Below are 21,191 nucleotides of genomic sequence, written 5' to 3' on the forward strand. Positions count from 1 at the left end.
AGATTTAAGTTTTAAACAACCATCAAGTATAACTATCTTAAGGGTCCATAATATCTCTTATCGTCGTCATGATATTTTATTTTTTTGAGATAATGTATTCCTTGCCATAAACAGAGGCGTTTTAGGTATTAGAAACGATAACCTACGCTCACACCAAATGTATTTGTATCAACGAAAAGTAATTTGGCCGTTTCCCATGAGAGGCCAAGGGAAAGATTGGTTAATGGATTAAAAATAACGCCTGCTCCATAGGCAAAAGCATTTTCTGAAGAGGAATGATTATCCCGGTTTTTTATCTTCATTTCTGCCATGCCGACATTACCATACAAACTAATGTAGTCATTAAACCGATAGGTCGGTCCAATCATTAACGAACTATAGCTGGTAGTATTATCCCCATCTTTATGTAACTTCCCCGCGTCCCACTTGTAATTTTGTACTTCATGACGAGTGGCGGTAAGAGAGGTTAATACCCCCCAGTCAGAATTGAACTCATAACGATATTTTAGTGCGAGGCCACGAAGATCTTTACTGGCAGAGTTCTTTAACGTACTAAGGTGCGTTTGGGCATAGCCAACCGAGAGGGTATGATTTTCCATCGCTACCGCTAATGCGGGCGAAAATAATAGTGCTGCCATAATCCATGGTGAAAAAATACGCTGCATGTAAAGCTCCTTACTGGTAAATAACTCAATGCTTATCAACAAGCAATCACCGTAGAAGACCGATTGCGGCAGCAATATAACCATAAAAATCGAGAGAAAATTATGAAATTAGTCTTACATATATTTTACCGTCACTTTCAGAAAAAGTATGATTTAGTAAGATATTGATATTACTAGATAAAAACCTATTAGCAACGCAAACCCAGGTTCACTGCAAGGTACAAACGTTATATATCTTACGATTTATTGAGTACAAATAGGTGCTATTACCGACTCTGGTGACTCTTATTTCATTAGCGGCACCGGGGTGCAGCAAGCGAAAATGTGCTAAAAAATCACCGGCAGTATCAGTAGAAAACACCTTTACCGAATCAACATCAAATGTATAAATTCCGGCCCCCGGCATCTTCAGGTTTTTTATATATACATCGCGATACAACACTTTTTTTATCTGCTGTGCGGTGATGATGTCATATTGAAGCGTAATGCGTTTATTTTTGAAATCAAGGACGATATTGCCATCAGCGTGAAAATTACCCGGTTGAACTGAGGTTACCGTCCTGGTAGTACATAAAAAAGCGTTCAAATCTGATAAAGGGTAGCGTTGTTGACGTACATGTAAAATCAGTAACGCGAAGGATACCGCCAGGATAAGCAGCGTAATGCTGTTCAGTACCGTTCTTTGATAGTGATGCATTTGGGCTCCGAAACATTCAGTTGATTCAGACACTGAACAAAAATATTGGTATTAGGGACACGAATATAATAAATAAAATTGCCATTTTGCTTATAGACTTGCGGGCTCAACTCGGAAAAAGCCCCCACCGCATCCTCAAGAGTACGGTTATCCTCTGTAACACCGTAAAAGGTATATCCGTTATAGGTTCCCAATTCAGAAAAATAATCTGGCTTACTGTTGTGGTATATATAAATCATTACCAGCAAGAATAACGTTGCGCCGATTAAAAAAAACCATTCTTTCCTGATGGTAAACTGAGAAATTTGCGTTGGTTCTGGCGACGCGTCTGCAACTGGCGCAACGGTATCGCTGGCGATATTTTGCATTGCGGGTGTTGAAGCATCAGGCAATGATTCGATGGATACCGAGAGCGTTACGCCGACCTTAGGACGCGTTAATACCGCTGAAGGGGGAAGGCCGACCTTTTCAAATGAACCGCGTAACTGGTTGATTAATTTATAATAGCTCGCACTGGAAACCACAACGCCTTTTCGTCCCCATACCCAGGCAATTAAGTCATCCTTCTTAAATAACCCTTCATGGAAAGCAATAAGCAAATTGCATTCGGATTCAGAAATTCTCAAGCTTTCGCGATCGCACGACAGCGTCATCTTTTCGCAATCAAGAATGACTTTCTTATCAATTAGGTATTTTTTCTTACTCATAAGACCTTCTGTTAAGAATGCGTCGTTCAGGTTAAACCATTATGTTACCTCAGTGGTTACTGATTTATTGAACATTTTTTGCATTTAATCCTGTCATTTTGCTCATTGGCACGCGTATCAAGCCAGCGCGTAAAATCAGATGAACACATAGGCTTTGCGTAAAGATAGCCCTGTATAAATCCTACGTTATGATCGAGAATATAGCTCAATTGATGTTCTGAACTCACGCCTTCCGCAACGATATTAAGACCGAGTTTATGGCTAAGCATGATAATGGTATCCAGAATGGGCACGTCGCTACCGCTGGTATCAATCGTATCGACAAAAGTACGATCGATTTTCAGATAATCAACGGGTAGCTGCTGGAGGTAAGAAAGCGAACAGTAGCCGGTACCAAAATCGTCTATCGCTATCAATATGCCTTTCTCACGTAGCCGTATCAGCTTATCTGACACAAGTGCTGGTTGTACAATGAGGCTGCGTTCGGTGAGCTCCAGCATCAGACGCAGATTGCCTAATCTTGCCTGTAACAACTCAACGTCTTCAATAAAGCTCTCATGCACCAAGTGTTCAGGCGAAATATTAACACTGATATAAAAGCCTTCGGCGACCTGCCACCTTTCGACATCCTCGGCGATGAGCTTAAACAGATGCCGCGAAAGCGGAACGATCATACCTTCGTTTTCTGCGGCGGTGATGAAAATGTCGGGTGTAATAAAACGACCATCGGGAAGAGGCCAACGCATTAATGCCTCTACCTCACCACAATTACCGCGGTTGACGTTAAATACTGGTTGATAATGCACCGTGAACTGCGCATTTTTTATACCGCGGATAATTTCTCGCGCCATGGACATCCGCATTTTCGACCAATGCCGGTAAAGTACCAGGGTCAAAAATGAGAAGCAAAACGAGAGAGGGATAAAAATGAGCAGAGATTTCATCCAAACTGCCGTCAATGTGCCAAGAGGCGCAGCGACGGTAAGAGAAATCTTTCCGTCATCAGTGACGTAATTCTGGGTCATCACTATTCGATCATACTGTGCTGGTTGACTGATAATGGCATCGCCTTTGCCAAATCTCAGGCTGAAAACGGCCTCTCTCTCCTCTGAGAGTACATCCATCAGCTCCTGGACATACCGAGAATCGACGATAACAAACGCCGCTTTATCCGCCGCGACTTGCTGTGTGTAAACCACCGCGGGCCTGCCAGGCCCACCGGCCATCCAGCTAAATGAGCGAACCCACCTGGCAGGTAGCGGCGTTGGGAGCGTTTTACCTGGTGGCAGAGGAAAAGGATGCGCCTGCTCTCTGCTAACAAAGGAACAGAGCAGATTGCCCTTTTCCAGCAAACCAATATCACGAATATAAGGAGTAAAGGCGCGGGTACGGTTAAGCTCCGACAAAATTTCAGCGCAGGGCCTGTCCGCTAATTTTACGGCTTGCCCGGTGACCCGCCACGAAGCAGTTGAGACATCTTCACTAAAACGTAATAAGGTTTTCGCACTCAGGGCGACATCCTGTTTAAACTGCAGGACACTGACCAGCAGTGCTAACGTAAGCATCATGACCAGCGGCACCAGCACTGCACAAATTATATACGATAGTTTTAGCTTCACTGGTTGCGCCTCTCATTCACGAATGGATGTGCGGTGGTATAGCTGACCGCAAGCCCCATTATGCCTTGGTGCTACCGCTGGTTGTGCAAAAATTATAGATCTGCCGGTTTAGTGAAAAAAGATAGGTTCGCTGACCGACTTTGTTTATCGTCAGCTCATTCACGGTTGCCGGTTGCAGGAGACGCAGCCAGGAAAACATCTCCCCCGTCGTATCCGAATCAAATTTGTGTACGGCTTCAATCCGGAAAGTGTAGGTTTTCGGGCCAATGCGGTTAGGCGCACTGATGGTGATGTCCTGAAAGAATAACCGCTGCTCCCGCTGTTGATCCTGCACGGCGTAATGAATAGCAATCCGATTGGATTTCAAGTCCAGCACCAATGTTCCGCTCAAAATTAATTTTCGCGACTTTATATAAACATTTGATTTAGCAGTGCAAATAAGGTTATTCACTTCTTCCGTATCGCGTCTGGCTCCCCGATACACCTGCGTTGCCAGCACCATACATGCGCAGAGCAGACCACACAGGATAATTAGTAACGCTCTTTGATGGTAATGCATTTTGGTACCGCCGTTTCAACAGGATTCAGGCACTGCAAAAAAAGATTCATGTTCGGCTCCCGGAGGTAATAAAGATAATGTCCGTTCTGGCGACATAGCGGTAGCGTCAGGGTGTTATAGGCCGAAACCACCTCCTTAAATGTCACTTTATCGCTCGCCATTTTGAAGAAGATATAGCCATCCTTATCACCAAGCATCCTGAAGGTGCTTTTGTGTTTATTTTGCACAGGTGCATGTTGAAATAGCATCGCTATAGCCGTTAACAGCATCAACAACATTGTCAGCACCAGAAGACGTATTTTGGCGGTAAATTTTTTACCCTCCGCGAGATGAGTCTGACGACTGTCTTTACCCCGCGCTGTATCGCTGGTCTGTTCGCCTGCTTCCGAACGTTGTTTTTTGAACGGTTCTAATGGCAGTGACAACGAAACACCAATTCGTGGACGGGTAACAATATCGTCCGCTTTCAAACCAACGAGCGAAAAATTATTCCGCATTTGATTAATAAGCTTGTAATAACTCGATTCTGAAACACAACCCGCACGATTCTTCCAGACGAAATCAATGATATCTTCTTTTTTATATATACCGCGATGGAAGGCAAGAAGTAGGTTTGTCTCCGACTCAGAGATTTTAATAATCTTATTACCATTAGCCAATGTCATTCTGGCACTATCAAATATCACCTTTTTAGCGATTAACAACAACTCTTCATCCATGGAAAATCCGTTCTTCAATACACTTACTCTGTCGCCTGTCATATTAACACAGGGTGAAATGATTTCACCCACCTTAACATTCGCAATCTTTTCACAAAACACAGTCACTAACATCAACTCTGCTACCCTTATTGCTTACTCTTCACCAAATCAATAGATTAGCTTCCTTTATGAATTTTTCTTACCTTTTTTGAATATCAACACACCAGTCAAGTAAGATAAATTTAAGGAATATTCAGCACATCAGTAAGCTCTTTTCAGAAAATGGTTCGTAATCTTGCCTTTAAAACATGATGGCGCCGCCCGGCGATTGACCACGTCGCTATGCAACCTTATCACCGGGAACCGCACAATAAAATCACCTGGCGAGACGCTATTTTGTTTTGCATCAACTAAAGGACGTTGTCTTTATCTGCCCTAGCTGCAGAGCGAGCCTCATCATATATAAATGAATAGCAACAAAGGAATAAAAAACCATGTTCAAGAAAACCACACTGGCTTTATTAACAGCCTCACTTTTTATTTCCACCAGCGCGCTAGCCATATCTAATAATACTATTACCTTTCGCGGTGAAGTTTCCGATGAAACCTGTTCTGTGGCGATTAACGGCAATCAGGCAAAACCGGTAGTTATTCTGCCGACGGTGAGTGCCAAGGAATTGGCGAAAGGCGAAGATGTCGCAGGTCAGGTGACATTTGATATTGGTCTCACCGGCTGCACGGGTAATACCGATAGAGCGACCAAAATCTCTACCGTCTTCGTTGGTAACCAGGTGACCAGCAACGGTAATCTTGGGAATACGGGAGACGCGACCAACGTTGAAGTACAACTCCTTGATACCGCAAATAAAGTTATCAATTTGACCAACGGCTTCAAAGGTGAAGGCGATCTACAACTGAAGCCTGGAGAGACGGAAGCCAGCGCCACCTACACTGCGCAGTATTACGCCACAGGAGCAGCATCGGCTGGTACGGTCGAAGCCACTCTCCAGTACGCCGTTTCCTACCTGTAAAACTCTCCGTGGTCCGGTGCTTGCCGTCGGACCTTTTTGATAGCAATGGAGTTGTTGCGATGAAAAAGGATGCCCCCCGTTCAGGGCTACGCTATCTGGTGCTGCTGATAGCCCTGTTCTTTCCCGTTACCGGGGCCTGGGCCAGCGTTACCATTGTAGGCAGTCGGATTATTTATCCATCGACCGTCGCCTCAGTCGATGTACAGCTAAAAAATAACGATGACTTTCCCTATATCGTACAAACCTGGTTTGACAATGGCGATCTGCATATTGGGCCGGAGAACGCGAGCGGCATTCCTTTTATCTCTACGCCGCCAGTATTTCGAATCCAACCGAAATCAGGGCAGATCGTCCGCGTTGTCTATAACCAGCGTAAAGCGCTGCCGCACGATCGTGAATCAGTTTTCTGGTTCAACGCGTTGCAGGTACCGCCAGCCAATATAGGTGGCCGCCAGCAAAATAAAGTGCTGGTGATGCTAAGGACGCGGATCAAACTCTTCTATCGGCCGGAAGGCATTGGTTCACCAGGTAATCTGGCGAAAAAACTGCACATCACCGTGGTGCGTAATGCCCGAAAAGGCGCCGGTATTGTCATCAGCAATCCGCAACCCTGGTATGCCTCCCTCAGTAATCTGAGCGTGAAAGTAAATGGTACTTCACGCGAGCTTAATGTCGACATGGTCCCCCCTTTTTCCAGTCGCACTTTCTGGATACCGGGAAACGTCAGCGCCAATTCACTTAACGGTACCGTCACTGTGACGGTGGTTAACGACCAGGGTGCAAGGATAAGCGAGCGTTATCATGTCGCTGAAGGTTAAATTCTCACGCCAAAATATCTTCGTTATCTTAGCCGTAGCCTGCGTTGGCCAGGCTTTCGGTGAAGAATATTATTTCGACCCCTCTCTATTGCAGGGAACAGCTTACGGACAAGGTATGGCGAGCGTTAACGGACCCGACACCCCCGCCGGAGAGTATCTGGTTGACGTTATCGTCAATGGAACGCTGATAAAATCCGGCGTAAAAATCCGCTTTAATCCAGTCAATGGCGGACAGCGCACCGAGCCCTGCCTTCCGTTATCGCTGATGCAGGCCGCTCAGGTTAAATCGCTCCCGGACAACGCGCTGCAAAATAGCTGCCGTCCGCTAAGGGGCTGGGTATCCCGCGGTGAATGGCAATTTGATAGCGCGACGCTACAGCTCCGGCTTACGCTGCCGATGAGCGAGCTGATGCACAGGCCGCGCGGCTATATCCCGCCTTCGCAGTGGGACAGCGGCGCGCTGGCGCTGTTTTTACGCCATAACACCAACTGGACCCACACAGACAACACCAGCCAGCACTTCCGCTACCACTATTTGTGGAGCGGCATCAACGTTGGCAGCAATATTGGCCTGTGGCAGCTCCGCCATCAGGGGAATCTGCGCTATGCCGACAGTAACCAAAGCGGTAGCGCCTGGCATTATAATCGCGTGCGCACCTGGGTACAGCGGCCACTCACCGCAATCGACAGCATCATGGCATTTGGCGATAACTATACCGACTCCAGTTTATTCGGCAGCTTGTCATTCAATGGTATTAAACTCGCCACGGATGAGCGCATGTGGCCGCAGGGCAAACGCGGCTATGCGCCGGAGGTGCATGGCGTGGCGTCAAGCAGCGCACGGGTGGTCATCAAACAGCTAGGCAAAGTTATCTATGAAACCCATGTTCCACCTGGCCCGTTCTATATAGATGATCTTTACAACACCCACTATCAGGGGGATTTGCAGGTTAAGGTGATTGAGGCTAACGGAAAGGTTTCTCGTTTTACCGTTCCCTATTCCGCCGTTCCCGACTCAGTGCGCCCTGGTAACTGGCACTACGCTTTTGCTCTAGGCAAGGTCCGCCAATATTACCGCATCGACAACCGTTTTCTTGAGGGGACGCTGCAGCACGGGGTGAATAATCATCTCACGCTTAATCTTGGATCGCGGTTGGCGCATGATTATCAGGCCTGGCTGGCTGGCGGCGTTCTGGCAACCCGTCTGGGCGCGTTCGGGATGAATGCCACCTGGTCTGGCGCACAAGTGGAACATAACGATCGGCAGCAGGGCTGGCGCGCGGAGTTCAGCTATAGCAAGACCTTTTCCACAGGCACTAATCTGGTACTGGCGGCTTATCGCTACTCAACCGGCGGATTCCGCGATTTAGAAGATGTGTTTGGCGTCCGGCAACAGGAGCACAACAGCATTGTTTACTACTCCGATACCCTACACCAACGCCAACGTCTTTCTGCAACCGTCAGCCAGCCGTTAGGTCGGTTGGGGACGCTAAATCTTAGCGCCAGTACCGCTGATTATTACAATAACCGGTCGCGGATCACGCAACTGCAGCTGGGCTATAGCAACCAGTGGCGAAAAGTGAGTTATGGATTCAACCTTGCCAGGCAGCGCTCCACCTGGGACGATGGCCGCTTCTACCACAGCGTTAACGAACCGCAGGATCTGAACCAGCGGCAAAAATATACCGAGACGACGCTATCGTTCACTTTATCCATTCCCTTTAACTGGGGCGACAATCCGACCTCCGTGGCAATGAATTATAACCAGTCGCGCGCGAACCGATCCTCAACCTTGTCGATGAACGGAACCCGTGGCGAGCAGAGCGAACTCTCCTGGTCGGTCTACGGCGGCTATGATCGCTATCGCAATGGGGATGAAGGGACAGCAACGACTTTTGGCGGCAACGTCCAGCAAAACACCCGTTTTGGCGCGCTGCGCGTGGGCTACGATCAGGGAAAAGACTATCGTCAGGTGGCGCTAGGCTCCTCCGGAACCGTGGTGTTGCATTCCGGTGGCGTGACGTTCGGCCCCTACGCCAGCGACACGTTTGCATTAATTCACGCCGATGGCGCACAGGGCGCCGTCGTACAGAACGGTCAGGGGGCGGTAATCGACCGTTTTGGGTATGCCATTTTGCCCTCGCTATCTCCCTATCGTCGCAACAACGTCTCACTCGATACCCGGCAGATGCGCAGCGATGCTGAGCTGACCGGGGGAAGTCAACAGGTGGTTCCCTATGCTGGCGCGATCGCACGGGTGAACTTCTCAACGATTACCGGCAAAGCGGTGCTCATCGCGGTGAAAATGGCAGATGGCGGCATACCGCCAATGGGCGCCGAGGTCATGAACAGCGAAGGGGCCGTCATTGGGATGGTCGGGCAAGGCGGGCAGGTGTATGCCCGGATCAGCACACCCTCTGGCTCATTACTGGTGCGTTGGGGAAAAGGAGCCAACCGACGTTGCCGTGTGCCTTACCAGTTCGATATGCATTCTCCTGAAAACGTGATTTATCTCACGACTACCTGCGAGAGGAAATAGTCTCATGTGTCATCTTCGCCGAACGCTGCTGTTTGCAGCTGGCCTGCTTTTCAGCACCGCGCCCTGGGCTAACTGCGTTAAGGTCACGGATAATAGTTTCCTTTCTGAGGCTGCGATTAAAGCGGGTTATACCGCGCGCTACTGGCGCGGCGCCTATGATGACAATATCGGTCATCTTGGTCTGCCGTCAGTCATTAGCGTTAGCGCCAATAACAAGTTCCAGCCTTCAGGTACTGTGCTTGCCAGCGCAGTGGCTAATTTCCTTACCGCCGGCGTTCAGACACCCTACTCGGCAAAACAGGTGCTTTACCGCTGTGATTTGAAGGATGCCGGGCAACTGTACGAATTATATTCTACCAATGCCGATAACCCTTTTGTTGGAGGACGCCGGGCGAAAGAAGTTGAAGGGGCCTACTATGACGCGGAACGTAACGTCGCGGTACGGATGACTAACCTGAGTACTGGCGAATACTATAGCCGCTACTGGAAGCAGCGCCAGCTTACTGCGGATAGTTGGTTTCAGGACGATCACGCAATCTATATTCCCGCAGGCGCGTTTAGTAATGTCCTGTATGAGATGATTAAAATCGCCGCCTCGGATCAGTATATTTATTCGGACAGAATCAACAAAGACCTTTATACCCAGCCGCGCGGTTATATCGCCTTTAAAGGGCCGGGCTTAATAACATCCGCTATTCAGCCAGGTATGGATCATGCTTCAAGCTATTATGGTTGGCCTGCTTATTGGCCCGGTGCATGGAGTAGCTATAATCAGGTTACCTATATTCGCGGCGCAGCTTGCACCATTGAAGATTATCCTGCGACAGTGCTGCTCCCCACCATATCAGCAGAAGCGCTTACTTCTGGCGAAAGCAGCGAAGCGCCTTTCAGTATAACGCTTGAGTGCGAAGCCGGCGCGATGTCTTCAACTCACCCCACAACCCAGGTAGCTAATGTCGCCATGGGCTTTTTGGTCAACCAGCCTGCGGCTGTTGCCGCCGCGCGCCGCCTGGGCCTGACGACCACCGGTGGCGGATTAACCTGGTTACTGGATACGCATTATGGCGAAAAGGGCGTGGCTTCCGGAGTAGGAATACGGATTTACGATGAGCGCGGTGCGCCGCTTAACCTGTTACCAGACAAAACGAGTACGGGAACGGGCAATGCCCGTGGCTGGTATGGGTATAAGGAGCTCACGGTACAAACCGGCAAAAAAGATCATGGTTCGGTGGAAATCTGGCACGGTGATTTTACGGCCTCCCTTGAGGCGCTTGGAGGACAAACGGTAACGGTAGGGAGCGTGAATGCGCAGTTACAGGCAGTGGTTAGTTTTCAGTAAGGCTTTGTTAGCGCTATTGTTGCTGGCAGGCATCACTCCGGCGCCGTTTGCTGCGGTTAACGTTGATCGAACCCGGATCGTCTTCGCTGCTAACGATGTTGTCCAGTCGCTGACGCTCACAAACGATAGCGTGACGCCGATGCTGTTACAGGTCTGGACCGATGCCGGAGAGACGGCCTCTTCACCAGACAGTAGCCGCACGCCGCTGGTGGTCTTGCCCCCTGTCTTTAAAATGCAGCCGGATGAGTTGAGAACGCTTCGTGTGATGCTGAGCTCGCGCCGTAGTTTGCCAGGGGATCGGGAAAGCCTTTTCTGGCTTAATATTTACCAGATCCCCCCCGAGCAGAATGCAACAGACAGCGTCACTCGCAAATTAGTGTTACCCCTGCGATTACGGTTAAAGGTATTTATTCGTCCGCACGGCTTAAAGGCCCCCACCAGCAACGATGAGCGGAAATTACGCTTCAGTATCGCTTCGCAGGGCATCACGATAACCAATCCGACCCCGTGGTATATGAGCCTGGCTGTCGCGCCGATAAAGGGAATAAGTATCGGTAACATCATGCTCGCGCCCTATGAACAGCGCGATGTCGCGCTTTCTAATATGCCAGCGGTGGGGTCAACAGTAGACTATGCGGTGATTAATGATTCGGGGAACTGGCGGACCTATACCGCAACCATTATGGATAAAGAAATTTGAGCGCCATTTTTTATTACCGAAAGTGAATCAGAAGCCTCACTCTTCTGCCACTCTATTGCAGATGGCAGTTATGGCGGTTATCTGGCGCGGTCTGTGCAATTCACGCTCCGCTCAAAGCATATATTTGTACGCGGGAAAATGTCTGAAAGTAAATGGTTCGTTTTGCTGCGATATTTGCATCTTATCCTTATTATTGCCACTCAACCTCATCTCTGTTGCCCTTACTGACGTTGCACTCGTTGCACATGATTTGCAGATTGGCAATATCGAGGGCTAAATGCGGGTAAAGAGAACGCGGTTTAATATGATCAACGTGCATCACCATCCCGTCACTGGCGCCGCGCCCGCATACGCAACATTTATTGCCGTAGCGCTGGAACGCCTGGTAACGTAAACGCCGCCACTCCCTTGAGCGGTAAAACGTATCAGCCTCTTTAGCAGCTTGCTGCCGCAGCGCCTGCTCACGCCGGTACTGCTCGAATAAAACGACATGCCCTTCAGCTTTAGGGTAATTTCCCCAGGCATCCGTCGCTGGCGTTGTGTCGGGCTTCTCCTGTACCTTCACCGAGTCTGGAGGATAGAGTTTGCTCGTAACCTTTTGTACCAGTTTGAAAAGTACCCATACGACTACGGCCAGAATAACTAACGTTTCCACTCCCGCGCCTTATTCTCGTTCAAAGATAATTGCTGCATTATTTTATACAAGCGCCATATTGATGGTCATTATACCTTTGTAGGGATGAATTTGCGTTAACGCAAGGCTAGCCAGCCCCCACAGCTCATCCACCACCAGGCGACTCATCGCTATTGTGCCCCTACTCTCCTGACCGTACGTTGTGATACCCCAGAACACGTCATGGTCAGCTACGACGAACTGAAGGTCTGAAGGTGGTCGGTAGCGCCTCCTGACGCTACCGACATACCGGTTAACGCGCCATCAGGACAAACACGCCCCAGCCGAGATATTCCCGGGTCCAGGTGACGTGGTGCAGCGGCGCGGTGGTCAACTGCTGGCGAACCTCCGGTGCGAAGTCATCGTGCGGATTGGCCTCCAGCCAGCGGCGCATTGTCAGCCATTTCGCCGCTTCATAACGATCCCAGCCCTCCTGGTCGGCCAGCACCATCTCCACCACGTCATAGCCCAGTTCGCCAAAGTGGGCGACCAGCGCCGGTAGCGTCAGGAAGTCATCGGGTGACTGCGCGCCGCAGGCAACCGCCTCTTCTGCCGTGGCCGGACGTTTGCGCCACCATGGCTCGCCGATAAGCAACATGCCGCCTGGGATAAGGCTCTGCTTCAGCAGCTCGATTGTGCCTGCCACCCCGCCGCCGATCCACGTGGCCCCCACGCAGGCGGCAACATCGCACGGCTGGCTGGCGACATATCCGCTGGCATCCTGGTGCACAAAGGTTACCCGGTCGCTTACCCCGAGCTCCTCTGCCCGGGCGGCCGCCTGCTGACTGAACAGCAGGCTCATGTCTACGCCGGTGCCGACTATCTGATGATCGCGCGCCCAGCTACAGAGCATCTCGCCGGAGCCGCTGCCGAGGTCAAGAATGGTGGTGCCCGGCGCCATTCGCAGCGCCCGTCCCAGCGTGGCGTACTTTTCCGGGGTAAAAGGGTTATGGATACGGTGCTCGCTTTCACTGATGGTAAAAATGCGAGGGATATCGATCATGAGGTTTTCTCCTTGAGAGCCATACGCCCGGGCAGCGACCCTGCCCGGGTCGCTATTTCAGCGGTTGTCCGCTTGCGCGCGAACGTTATTCAAACCGGTCGTGTTGATCCGGTACGGCTGGCCGTTCACCGACTTAATCAGCTTTTTGGTTTTGAGCTTTTTGAAGACCGCAAGGGTGCAGTCGCTCAGCAACAGCCCTTCGCGGGTGTAGCATTCAACGGCGGTAATGCGGCCGGAGGTATCGCGGACGTGCGCAATACGGCCACCTTTGGCGAGAACGTGTAAGGTCCGTTGTTCCTGACGGGATAAATTCATACTGAAACCTGTTCATTATCATGTGCGAAAACATGCCTACACCCGCAGGTGTGTGCGTAAGGTTTAAGCGCAGCGATAATCAGTCCGGCCTGGGCAGGTCGGGAAACTGATTATCTGATAATGACATTCTCCAGCATCGAAGCCTCAGTGAGCATTGAAAGGTATTTACCGGCTGAATATTAACACCTTCATCTGGTAAGGATATTGTGCAGATTAAAAACTGTGACCGGTATTACGATTTCCCTCGGCCTTATCCCCATTTTGCGCTATACGCCACCCGCTCTGTTCCGCAACTTTCACCACCACCTTATCCCCCCTTCCGCATTGTTAAATAATTGTTGTCAGATCACAAAATGGAAACAAAAAAGCCATTTCGTACGCATTTTATAAAAATGTAGATATTTTTAATTTATGGCTACGAAATGAACATCACCCTGACCTTACAGCGAGGAACGATCCTGATGAACGCCCTGACCGCAGTAAAACCGACACCCGCGCCGGTAGCCCAGCAATACCCTGGCTTTTCTTTCACCCCTTCCGCCCAGTCGCCGCGCCTGCTGGAGCTCACCTTTTCCGCCGAAACGACCACGCAGTTCCTGCAGCAGGTCGCGCAGTGGCCGGTGCAGGCGCTGGAGTACAAATCTTTCTTACGCTTCCAGGTCGGCAAGATCCTCGACGATCTGTGTGGCAATCAGCTGCAGCCGTTGCTGATCAAAACATTGCTCGATCGCGCGGAAGGCGCGCTGCTTATCAACGGCGAAGGGATCGATCACGTCAGCCAGGCCGAGGAGATGGTCAAGCTGGCCACCGCCGTCGCCCACCTGATTGGTCGTTCCAACTTCGACGCCATGAGCGGTCAGTATTACGCCCGCTTCGTGGTGAAAAATGTCGATAACTCCGACAGCTACCTGCGCCAGCCGCACCGGGTGATGGAGCTGCACAACGACGGTACCTACGTCGAAGAGCAAACCGACTACGTATTAATGATGAAGATCGACGAGCAGAACATACAGGGCGGCAATTCCCTGCTGCTGCATCTCGACGACTGGGAGCATCTCGACGAATTTTTCCGCGACCCGCTGGCTCGCCGCCCAATGCGCTGGGCCGCGCCGCCGAGCAAAAACGTCAGCAAGGATGTTTTCCACCCGGTGTTCGACGTCGATTCGCTGGGCCGCCCGGTAATGCGCTATATCGACCAGTTCGTCCAGCCGAAAGATTTCGAAGAAGGCACCTGGCTGAGCCGCCTCTCCGACGCGCTGGAGACCAGCAAAAACATCCTTTCCATACCGGTGCCGGTGGGCAAATTTCTGCTCATTAACAACCTGTTCTGGCTGCACGGCCGCGACCGCTTTACGCCGCACCCGGACCTGCGCCGCGAGCTGATGCGCCAGCGCGGCTACTTTGCGTATTCCACGAATCATTACCAGACTCATCAATAAGGGTTTTCAGGCGAAGGAATTGAGCGGATGTATGATTTCGTGATTATCGGCGGCGGCATCATCGGCATGTCGACCGCCATGCAGTTAATTGAGATTTACCCAGACGCCCGCATTGCGCTGCTGGAAAAAGAGGCCGGCCCGGCCTGCCATCAGACTGGCCACAACAGCGGCGTGATCCACGCCGGGGTGTATTACACGCCCGGCAGCCTCAAGGCGCAGTTTTGCCTCGCCGGCAACCGCGCCACCAAGGCCTTTTGCGAGCAGAACGGCATCCGCTATGACGTCTGCGGCAAAATGCTGGTCGCCACCTCACCGCTGGAGATGGAGCGGATGCGCGCCCTGTGGGATCGCACCGCCGCCAACGGCCTGCAGCGCGAGTGGCTAAGCGCCGGGGAGCTACGCGAGCGCGAACCGAACATTACCGGGCTCGGCGGGATCTTCGTCCCTTCCAGCGGCATCGTCAGCTACCGCGAAGTGGCGACGGCAATGGCGAAGAACTTCGAAGCGAAAGGCGGAACGATCGTCTACAACGCCGAAGTCAGCGCCCTGAAAGAACATGCCAGCGGCGTGGTGATCCGCACCCGCCAGGGCGGAGAATATGAGGCCTCGACGCTGATCGCCTGTTCGGGCTTGATGGCCGATCGGCTGGTAAAAATGCTCGGCGTCGACCCCGGGTTTATCATTTGTCCGTTCCGCGGCGAGTATTTCCAGCTGGCACCGCAGCACAACCAGATCGTCAACCATTTGATCTATCCGATCCCCGATCCGGCGATGCCGTTCCTCGGCGTCCACCTGACCCGCATGATCGACGGCAGCGTCACCGTCGGCCCCAACGCCGTGCTGGCTCTGAAGCGCGAAGGCTACCGCAAGCGCGATATCTCGCTGGCCGATACCCTGGAGATCCTCACCTCGCCCGGCATCCGCCGGGTACTGCAAAACAACCTGTGCTCCGGACTGGGCGAAATGAAGAATTCGCTGTGCAGAAGCGGCTATCTGCGGCTGGTGCAAAAATACTGCCCGAGCCTGACGCTGAGCGATTTACGCCCGTGGCCGGCCGGCGTGCGGGCGCAGGCCGTGTCCCCGCAGGGCAAGCTGATCGACGATTTTCTCTTCGTTACCACCGCGCGTTCGATACATACCTGCAATGCGCCATCGCCAGCGGCCACCTCCGCTATCCCGATCGGCGCGCATATCGTCAGCAAGGTGCAGAGCCTGCTGGCCAGCCAGAGCAATCCCGGACGCACGCTGCGTGCGGCACGTAGCGTGGAGACACTACACGCCGCTTTTACCCGTTAACCCCCCCTGAAGACAGGAAGCAATTATGCAACTCAACGATATGACACTGTTTCGCCAGCAGGCGCTGATCGATGGCCAGTGGCGCGATGCGCCCAACGGCGACGTGATTGCGGTCACCAACCCGGCCAACGGCGAGCAGCTCGGCAGCGTGCCGAAAATGGGCGCCGATGAAACCCGCGAAGCGATTGAAGCCGCCAATCGCGCCCTACCCGCCTGGCGCGCCCTGACCGCCAAAGAGCGGGCGAACATTCTGCGCCGCTGGTTCGATCTTATGATGGAGAACCAGGACGATCTCGCTCGCCTGATGACCCTCGAGCAGGGAAAACCGCTGGCGGAAGCCAAAGGCGAAATCAGCTACGCCGCCTCCTTTATTGAGTGGTTCGCCGAAGAAGGTAAGCGCATCTACGGCGACACCATTCCGGGCCACCAGGCCGACAAGCGCCTGCTGGTGATTAAGCAGCCCATCGGCGTTACCGCCGCCATCACCCCGTGGAACTTCCCGGCGGCGATGATCACCCGCAAAGCGGGCCCGGCGTTGGCCGCCGGCTGCACCATGGTCCTGAAACCGGCCAGCCAGACGCCGTTTTCCGCGCTGGCGCTGGCCGAACTGGCGAATCGCGCCGGGATCCCCGCCGGAGTGTTCAACGTGGTCACCGGCTCCGCCGGCGCGGTCGGCGGCGAACTGACCAGCAACCCGCTGGTGCGCAAGCTCTCCTTTACCGGCTCTACCGAGATTGGCCGCCAGCTGATGGAGCAGTGCGCGAAAGACATCAAAAAAGTCTCCCTGGAGCTGGGCGGCAACGCGCCGTTTATCGTCTTTGACGATGCCGACCTCGATAAAGCCGTCGAGGGGGCGCTGGCGTCGAAGTTCCGCAACGCCGGGCAGACCTGCGTCTGCGCCAACCGCCTGTACGTCCAGGACGGGGTGTATGACCGTTTCGCAGAGAAGCTGCAGCAGGCGGTGGAAAAACTGCGCATTGGCGACGGCCTGCAGGACGGCGTCACCACCGGCCCGCTGATCGACGAGAAAGCCGTGGCCAAAGTTGAAGAACACATTGCCGATGCCATCGCCAAAGGCGCGAAGGTGGTCACCGGCGGCAAACCGCACGCCCTGGGTGGCAACTTCTTCCAGCCGACCATCCTGGTCAACGTTCCCGACAGCGCCAAAGTGGCGAAAGAGGAGACCTTCGGCCCGCTGGCCCCGCTGTTCCGCTTTAAAGATGAAGCCGACGTCATTGCCCAGGCCAACGATACCGAGTTCGGTCTCGCCGCCTATTTCTACGCCCGTGATCTGAGCCGCGTCTTCCGCGTCGGCGAAGCGCTGGAGTACGGCATAATCGGCATCAATACCGGCATTATCTCCACCGAAGTCGCGCCGTTCGGAGGCGTTAAGGCCTCCGGCCTCGGCCGCGAAGGGTCGAAGTACGGCATCGAAGATTACTTAGAAATCAAATATATGTGCATTGGCCTTTAACAGGAGCGACGGATGAACAGCAATAAAGCAATGATGGCGCGTCGCAGCGACGCGGTCCCGCGCGGCGTCGGCCAGATCCACCCTATCTTCGCCGAACGCGCGGAGAACTGCCGGGTGTGGGACGTGGAAGGCCGGGAATATCTCGATTTTGCCGGCGGTATCGCGGTGCTCAATACCGGCCATCTGCATCCGCAGATTGTCGCCGCCGTCGAAGACCAGCTGAAAAAGCTGTCGCATACCTGCTTCCAGGTGCTGGCCTATGAGCCTTATCTGGCGCTGTGCGAAAAGATGAATCAAAAGGTGCCCGGTGATTTCGCCAAGAAAACCCTGCTGGTCACCACCGGGTCGGAAGCGGTGGAGAACGCGGTGAAGATCGCCCGCGCGGCAACCGGGCGCAGCGGCGCTATCGCCTTCACCGGCGCCTATCACGGCCGCACCCATTACACCCTGTCGCTGACCGGCAAAGTGAATCCTTACTCCGCCGGTATGGGCTTAATGCCGGGCCATGTCTATCGCGCCCTCTACCCGTGCGCGCTGCACGGCGTCAGTGATGACGAGGCGATCGCCAGCATCCATCGCATCTTCAAAAACGATGCCGCGCCGGAAGATATCGCCGCCATCATTATTGAGCCAGTGCAGGGTGAAGGCGGGTTCTATGCCGCCTCCCCGGCCTTTATGCAGCGCCTGCGCGCCCTGTGCGACGAGCACGGCATTATGCTCATCGCCGATGAGGTCCAGAGCGGCGCGGGCCGCACCGGTACCCTGTTCGCCATGGAGCAGATGGGCGTCGCGGCGGATATCACCACCTTCGCCAAATCCATCGCCGGCGGTTTCCCGCTGGCGGGCGTCACCGGCCGCGCGGAGGTGATGGACGCCATCGCCCCCGGCGGACTGGGCGGCACCTACGCCGGCAACCCCATCGCCTGCGCCGCCGCCCTGGCGGTATTACAGATTTTCGAGCAGGAGAATCTGCTGGAAAAAGCCAACCAGCTCGGCGACACCCTACGCCAGGGCCTGCTGGCGATCGCCGAAGATCATCCGGAGATCGGCGACGTGCGCGGTCTGGGGGCGATGATCGCCATTGAGCTGTTTGAAGAGGGCGACCACAGCAGGCCGAACGCCAGGCTGACGGCGGATATCGTCGCCCGCGCCCGCGACAAAGGCCTGATCCTGCTCTCCTGCGGGCCGTACTACAACGTGCTGCGCATCCTGGTGCCGCTGACCATCGAAGAGGCGCAGATCGAGCAGGGGCTCAAGATCATCGCCGACTGCTTTAGCGAGGCGAAACAGGCATAGAACAGAACACATGCGGAAGCGAAGTACGTTCGTAAGGGAATGAAGACGAGACCTGCAAAACAACAATAATACGCGTGCCCCGGCGCGGGAACGTCGGGGCGCTCTCCCAGGTGACACACTTCGAGAGGGTAAATGATGGGGCAACTGTCGCAATCACAGGATTTAGGGGCGGGGCTGAAGTCGCGCCACGTCACGATGTTATCTATCGCCGGGGTGATCGGCGCGAGTTTATTTGTCGGATCCAGCGTCGCCATTGCCGAGGCAGGCCCGGCGGTGCTGCTGGCCTATCTGTTTGCCGGGCTGCTGGTGGTGATGATTATGCGTATGCTGGCCGAAATGGCGGTCGCCACGCCGGATACCGGCTCCTTTTCCACCTACGCCGATAAAGCCATCGGCCGCTGGGCGGGGTATACCATCGGCTGGCTGTACTGGTGGTTCTGGGTCCTGGTTATTCCGCTGGAAGCCAATATCGCGGCGATTATTCTGCATTCGTGGGTGCCGGGCGTCCCGGTGTGGTTGTTCTCCCTGGTCATCACTCTCGCCCTCACCGGCAGTAACCTGCTGAGCGTCAAGAACTACGGCGAATTCGAGTTCTGGCTGGCGCTGTGCAAAGTGATCGCTATTCTGGCGTTTATCGTACTGGGCGCGGTCGCCATTACCGGCTTTTATCCCTATGCCGAAGTGAGCGGCATTTCGCGGCTGTGGGATCACGGCGGCTTTATGCCTAACGGCTTCGGCGCGGTGCTGAGCGCGATGCTGATCACCATGTTCTCGTTTATGGGCGCGGAGATCGTCACCATTGCCGCCGCCGAATCGGATACCCCGGATAAACATATCGTGCGCGCCACCAACTCGGTGATCTGGCGTATCTCTATTTTTTATCTGTGCTCGATCTTTATCGTCGTCGCCCTCATCCCATGGAATATGCCGGGGCTGAAGAGCATCGGCTCCTACCGCTCGGTGCTCGAGCTGCTGCATATTCCCTATGCCAAGCTGATTATGGACGGCGTGATCCTCCTGTCGGTCACCAGCTGTCTGAACTCGGCGCTGTATACCGCCTCGCGGATGCTCTACTCCCTGAGCCGTCGCGGCGATGCGCCGGCCATTATGGGCCGGACCAACCGCAGCAAAACGCCATACGTGGCGGTGCTGCTCTCTACCGGCGCGGCGTTCCTCACCGTAGTGGTGAACTACTATGCCCCCGCCAAGGTGTTTAAATTTCTCATCGACAGCTCTGGCGCCATCGCCCTGCTGGTCTATTTGGTGATCGCCGTTTCACAACTGCGGATGCGCAAAATCCTTCAGGCGCAAGGCGGCGAGATCCGTCTCAGAATGTGGCTCTATCCGTACCTGACCTGGCTGGTGATCGCCTTTATCACCTTCGTGCTGGTGGTGATGCTGTTTCGTCCGGCGCAGCAGCTGGAGGTGATCTCTACCGGCCTGTTAGCTCTGGGAATTATTTGTACGGTACCGATTATGTCACGCTGGAAAAAGCTGGTATTGTGGCAAAAACTGCCGCTGCAAAATACGCGTTAACCCTGTTCCCGGCGCCCGCCGGGAAGAGTATTCAGGAGTAAGAACATGACCGCCATTCCCCAGGCGACGGCCATTGACGGATACCGTTGGTTAAAAAACGACATCATCCGCGGGGTTTACCACCCCGATGAGAAGCTGCGGATGAGCCTGTTGACCTCGCGCTATGCCCTGGGGGTCGGTCCGCTGCGCGAGGCGCTTTCGCAGCTGGTGGCCGAGCGGCTGGTGACGGTGGTCAATCAGAAAGGCTATCGGGTAGCGCCCATGTCGGAACAGGAGCTTCTCGATATCTTCGACGCGCGCGCCAACATGGAGGCCATGCTGGTGCGTCTCGCCATTGAACGCGGCGGCGACGAGTGGGAAGCCGAGCTGCTGGCCCGCGCCCACCTGCTCAACAAGCTGGAGTCGTGCGAAGCGAGTGAGCACCTACTCGATGAATGGGACCAGCGCCATCAGGCGTTTCACACCGCCATCGTCGCCGGCTGCGGTTCGCAGTATCTGCTGCAGATGCGCGAACGGCTGTTCGATCTGGCGGCGCGCTACCGCTTCATCTGGCTGCGCACCACCGTGCTGTCGGTGGAGATGCTGGAAGATAAGCATGTCCAGCATCAGACCCTGGTGGACGCTATTCTGGCGCGCGACGCCGAACAGGCCAGCGCGCTGATGCGTGAGCACTTACTGACTCCGATCCCGATTATTCAACAGGCGATGGCTGGCAAGCTGTCGCCGCAGGCAGGGTGAGTCAGATGGTGGGGTTGAAATTACGGGTATGGCGTCACGCTCCTCC

General features: G+C 53.7%; 20 protein-coding genes. 11 read left to right on the forward strand and 9 right to left on the reverse strand.

Features of this window, described 5'->3' with window-relative positions; genetic code table 11:
* Positions 1-128: 128 nt before the first annotated feature.
* From ACR809_RS20200 to ACR809_RS20225, 6 genes are all read right to left on the reverse strand, one after another.
* Complete coding sequence (locus tag ACR809_RS20200) at positions 129-665, reverse strand: Ail/Lom family outer membrane beta-barrel protein (RefSeq protein ID WP_106482303.1); 537 nt, start codon at positions 663-665, stop codon at positions 129-131.
* Between the two features lie 208 nt (positions 666-873).
* A complete protein-coding gene (locus ACR809_RS20205; protein WP_122051537.1) occupies positions 874-1,362 on the reverse strand; it encodes a hypothetical protein in 489 nt (162 codons plus the stop codon).
* Entirely contained in the window at positions 1,335-2,069 is a 735-nt protein-coding gene (locus tag ACR809_RS20210; RefSeq protein WP_023282211.1) for a winged helix-turn-helix domain-containing protein, read from the reverse strand. The genes ACR809_RS20205 and ACR809_RS20210 overlap by 28 nt, the downstream gene beginning before the upstream one ends.
* Before the next feature lie 56 nt (positions 2,070-2,125).
* Positions 2,126-3,688: an EAL domain-containing protein gene (locus tag ACR809_RS20215; RefSeq protein ID WP_122051538.1), complete on the reverse strand. Its 1,563-nt coding sequence runs from the start codon at positions 3,686-3,688 to the stop codon at positions 2,126-2,128.
* 58 nt (positions 3,689-3,746) lie between these two features.
* Positions 3,747-4,247: a hypothetical protein gene (locus ACR809_RS20220; RefSeq protein ID WP_026005907.1), complete on the reverse strand. Its 501-nt coding sequence runs from the start codon at positions 4,245-4,247 to the stop codon at positions 3,747-3,749.
* Positions 4,220-4,966 carry a winged helix-turn-helix domain-containing protein gene (locus ACR809_RS20225; RefSeq protein ID WP_023282208.1) on the reverse strand — a complete coding sequence of 249 codons (747 nt, stop codon included), beginning with the start codon at positions 4,964-4,966 and terminating at the stop codon, positions 4,220-4,222. Before ACR809_RS20225 ends, ACR809_RS20220 begins: the two co-directional genes overlap by 28 nt.
* Before the next feature lie 476 nt (positions 4,967-5,442).
* Here ACR809_RS20225 and ACR809_RS20230 point away from each other — a divergent pair, with 476 nt between their 5' ends.
* From ACR809_RS20230 to ACR809_RS20250, 5 genes are read left to right on the forward strand one after another with little or no spacing between them, the layout of a single operon-like run.
* Positions 5,443-5,979, forward strand: coding sequence for a fimbrial protein (locus ACR809_RS20230; protein WP_122051539.1), 537 nt, complete (start codon positions 5,443-5,445; stop codon positions 5,977-5,979).
* A gap of 59 nt (positions 5,980-6,038) precedes the next feature.
* Positions 6,039-6,797, forward strand: coding sequence for a fimbria/pilus periplasmic chaperone (locus ACR809_RS20235; RefSeq protein WP_075394606.1), 759 nt, complete (start codon positions 6,039-6,041; stop codon positions 6,795-6,797).
* Positions 6,781-9,336, forward strand: a complete 2,556-nt coding sequence (locus ACR809_RS20240) for a fimbrial outer membrane usher protein (protein WP_122051540.1) — start codon at positions 6,781-6,783, stop codon at positions 9,334-9,336. The genes ACR809_RS20235 and ACR809_RS20240 overlap by 17 nt, the downstream gene beginning before the upstream one ends.
* 4 nt (positions 9,337-9,340) lie before the next feature.
* Complete coding sequence (gene stbD, locus ACR809_RS20245) at positions 9,341-10,675, forward strand: fimbrial usher protein StbD (protein WP_004183084.1); 1,335 nt, start codon at positions 9,341-9,343, stop codon at positions 10,673-10,675.
* Positions 10,641-11,375 carry a fimbrial assembly chaperone gene (locus tag ACR809_RS20250; protein WP_023158074.1) on the forward strand — a complete coding sequence of 245 codons (735 nt, stop codon included), beginning with the start codon at positions 10,641-10,643 and terminating at the stop codon, positions 11,373-11,375. The genes stbD and ACR809_RS20250 overlap by 35 nt, the downstream gene beginning before the upstream one ends.
* A 190-nt stretch (positions 11,376-11,565) precedes the next feature.
* On the opposite strand, the gene ACR809_RS20255 is transcribed toward ACR809_RS20250, so the two are convergent.
* The 3 genes from ACR809_RS20255 to ACR809_RS20265 all read right to left on the reverse strand — a co-directional run bounded on the left by ACR809_RS20255 (position 11,566) and on the right by ACR809_RS20265 (position 13,366).
* A complete protein-coding gene (locus tag ACR809_RS20255) occupies positions 11,566-12,030 on the reverse strand; it encodes an HNH endonuclease (protein WP_009309774.1) in 465 nt (154 codons plus the stop codon).
* A 271-nt stretch (positions 12,031-12,301) separates the two neighbouring features.
* On the reverse strand, positions 12,302-13,051 hold the full coding sequence (locus ACR809_RS20260; protein ID WP_023279832.1) for an SAM-dependent methyltransferase: 750 nt from the start codon (positions 13,049-13,051) through the stop codon (positions 12,302-12,304).
* A 57-nt stretch (positions 13,052-13,108) separates the two neighbouring features.
* Complete coding sequence (locus ACR809_RS20265) at positions 13,109-13,366, reverse strand: YjhX family toxin (RefSeq protein WP_002889848.1); 258 nt, start codon at positions 13,364-13,366, stop codon at positions 13,109-13,111.
* 461 nt (positions 13,367-13,827) lie between these two features.
* Here ACR809_RS20265 and glaH point away from each other — a divergent pair, with 461 nt between their 5' ends.
* The 6 genes from glaH to csiR all read left to right on the forward strand — a co-directional run bounded on the left by glaH (position 13,828) and on the right by csiR (position 21,145).
* On the forward strand, positions 13,828-14,805 hold the full coding sequence (gene glaH, locus ACR809_RS20270) for a glutarate dioxygenase GlaH (RefSeq protein WP_117157421.1): 978 nt from the start codon (positions 13,828-13,830) through the stop codon (positions 14,803-14,805).
* Positions 14,806-14,832: 27 nt separating this feature from the next.
* Positions 14,833-16,101 carry an L-2-hydroxyglutarate oxidase gene (gene lhgO / locus ACR809_RS20275; RefSeq protein WP_122051541.1) on the forward strand — a complete coding sequence of 423 codons (1,269 nt, stop codon included), beginning with the start codon at positions 14,833-14,835 and terminating at the stop codon, positions 16,099-16,101.
* Positions 16,102-16,126: 25 nt separating this feature from the next.
* A complete protein-coding gene (gene gabD / locus ACR809_RS20280) occupies positions 16,127-17,575 on the forward strand; it encodes an NADP-dependent succinate-semialdehyde dehydrogenase (protein WP_002889845.1) in 1,449 nt (482 codons plus the stop codon).
* Between the two features lie 12 nt (positions 17,576-17,587).
* Positions 17,588-18,871 (forward strand): 4-aminobutyrate--2-oxoglutarate transaminase, encoded by a 1,284-nt coding sequence (gene gabT, locus ACR809_RS20285; protein ID WP_117043206.1) that lies wholly within the window; start codon positions 17,588-17,590, stop codon positions 18,869-18,871.
* A 135-nt stretch (positions 18,872-19,006) separates the two neighbouring features.
* Positions 19,007-20,407 (forward strand): GABA permease, encoded by a 1,401-nt coding sequence (gene gabP, locus ACR809_RS20290; protein WP_002889795.1) that lies wholly within the window; start codon positions 19,007-19,009, stop codon positions 20,405-20,407.
* A gap of 45 nt (positions 20,408-20,452) precedes the next feature.
* Complete coding sequence (csiR, locus tag ACR809_RS20295) at positions 20,453-21,145, forward strand: DNA-binding transcriptional regulator CsiR (RefSeq protein ID WP_109233005.1); 693 nt, start codon at positions 20,453-20,455, stop codon at positions 21,143-21,145.
* Positions 21,146-21,191 lie beyond the last annotated feature (46 nt).

Origin of the sequence: Klebsiella sp. CD33 (assembly GCF_051992865.1) — a bacterium.
Lineage (GTDB): Bacteria > Pseudomonadota > Gammaproteobacteria > Enterobacterales > Enterobacteriaceae > Klebsiella > Klebsiella pneumoniae.

Coding starts and splice junctions, on each gene's coding strand:
- ACR809_RS20200 (WP_106482303.1), bottom strand. CDS start 665: ATGCAGCGTATTTTTTCACCATGGATTATGGCAGCACTATTATTTTCG.
- ACR809_RS20205 (WP_122051537.1), bottom strand. CDS start 1,362: ATGCATCACTATCAAAGAACGGTACTGAACAGCATTACGCTGCTTATC.
- ACR809_RS20210 (WP_023282211.1), bottom strand. CDS start 2,069: ATGAGTAAGAAAAAATACCTAATTGATAAGAAAGTCATTCTTGATTGC.
- ACR809_RS20220 (WP_026005907.1), bottom strand. CDS start 4,247: ATGCATTACCATCAAAGAGCGTTACTAATTATCCTGTGTGGTCTGCTC.
- ACR809_RS20225 (WP_023282208.1), bottom strand. CDS start 4,966: ATGGATGAAGAGTTGTTGTTAATCGCTAAAAAGGTGATATTTGATAGT.
- ACR809_RS20230 (WP_122051539.1), top strand. CDS start 5,443: ATGTTCAAGAAAACCACACTGGCTTTATTAACAGCCTCACTTTTTATT.
- ACR809_RS20235 (WP_075394606.1), top strand. CDS start 6,039: ATGAAAAAGGATGCCCCCCGTTCAGGGCTACGCTATCTGGTGCTGCTG.
- ACR809_RS20240 (WP_122051540.1), top strand. CDS start 6,781: ATGTCGCTGAAGGTTAAATTCTCACGCCAAAATATCTTCGTTATCTTA.
- stbD (WP_004183084.1), top strand. CDS start 9,341: ATGTGTCATCTTCGCCGAACGCTGCTGTTTGCAGCTGGCCTGCTTTTC.
- ACR809_RS20250 (WP_023158074.1), top strand. CDS start 10,641: ATGCGCAGTTACAGGCAGTGGTTAGTTTTCAGTAAGGCTTTGTTAGCG.
- ACR809_RS20260 (WP_023279832.1), bottom strand. CDS start 13,051: ATGATCGATATCCCTCGCATTTTTACCATCAGTGAAAGCGAGCACCGT.
- ACR809_RS20265 (WP_002889848.1), bottom strand. CDS start 13,366: ATGAATTTATCCCGTCAGGAACAACGGACCTTACACGTTCTCGCCAAA.
- glaH (WP_117157421.1), top strand. CDS start 13,828: ATGAACGCCCTGACCGCAGTAAAACCGACACCCGCGCCGGTAGCCCAG.
- lhgO (WP_122051541.1), top strand. CDS start 14,833: ATGTATGATTTCGTGATTATCGGCGGCGGCATCATCGGCATGTCGACC.
- gabD (WP_002889845.1), top strand. CDS start 16,127: ATGCAACTCAACGATATGACACTGTTTCGCCAGCAGGCGCTGATCGAT.
- gabT (WP_117043206.1), top strand. CDS start 17,588: ATGAACAGCAATAAAGCAATGATGGCGCGTCGCAGCGACGCGGTCCCG.
- gabP (WP_002889795.1), top strand. CDS start 19,007: ATGGGGCAACTGTCGCAATCACAGGATTTAGGGGCGGGGCTGAAGTCG.
- csiR (WP_109233005.1), top strand. CDS start 20,453: ATGACCGCCATTCCCCAGGCGACGGCCATTGACGGATACCGTTGGTTA.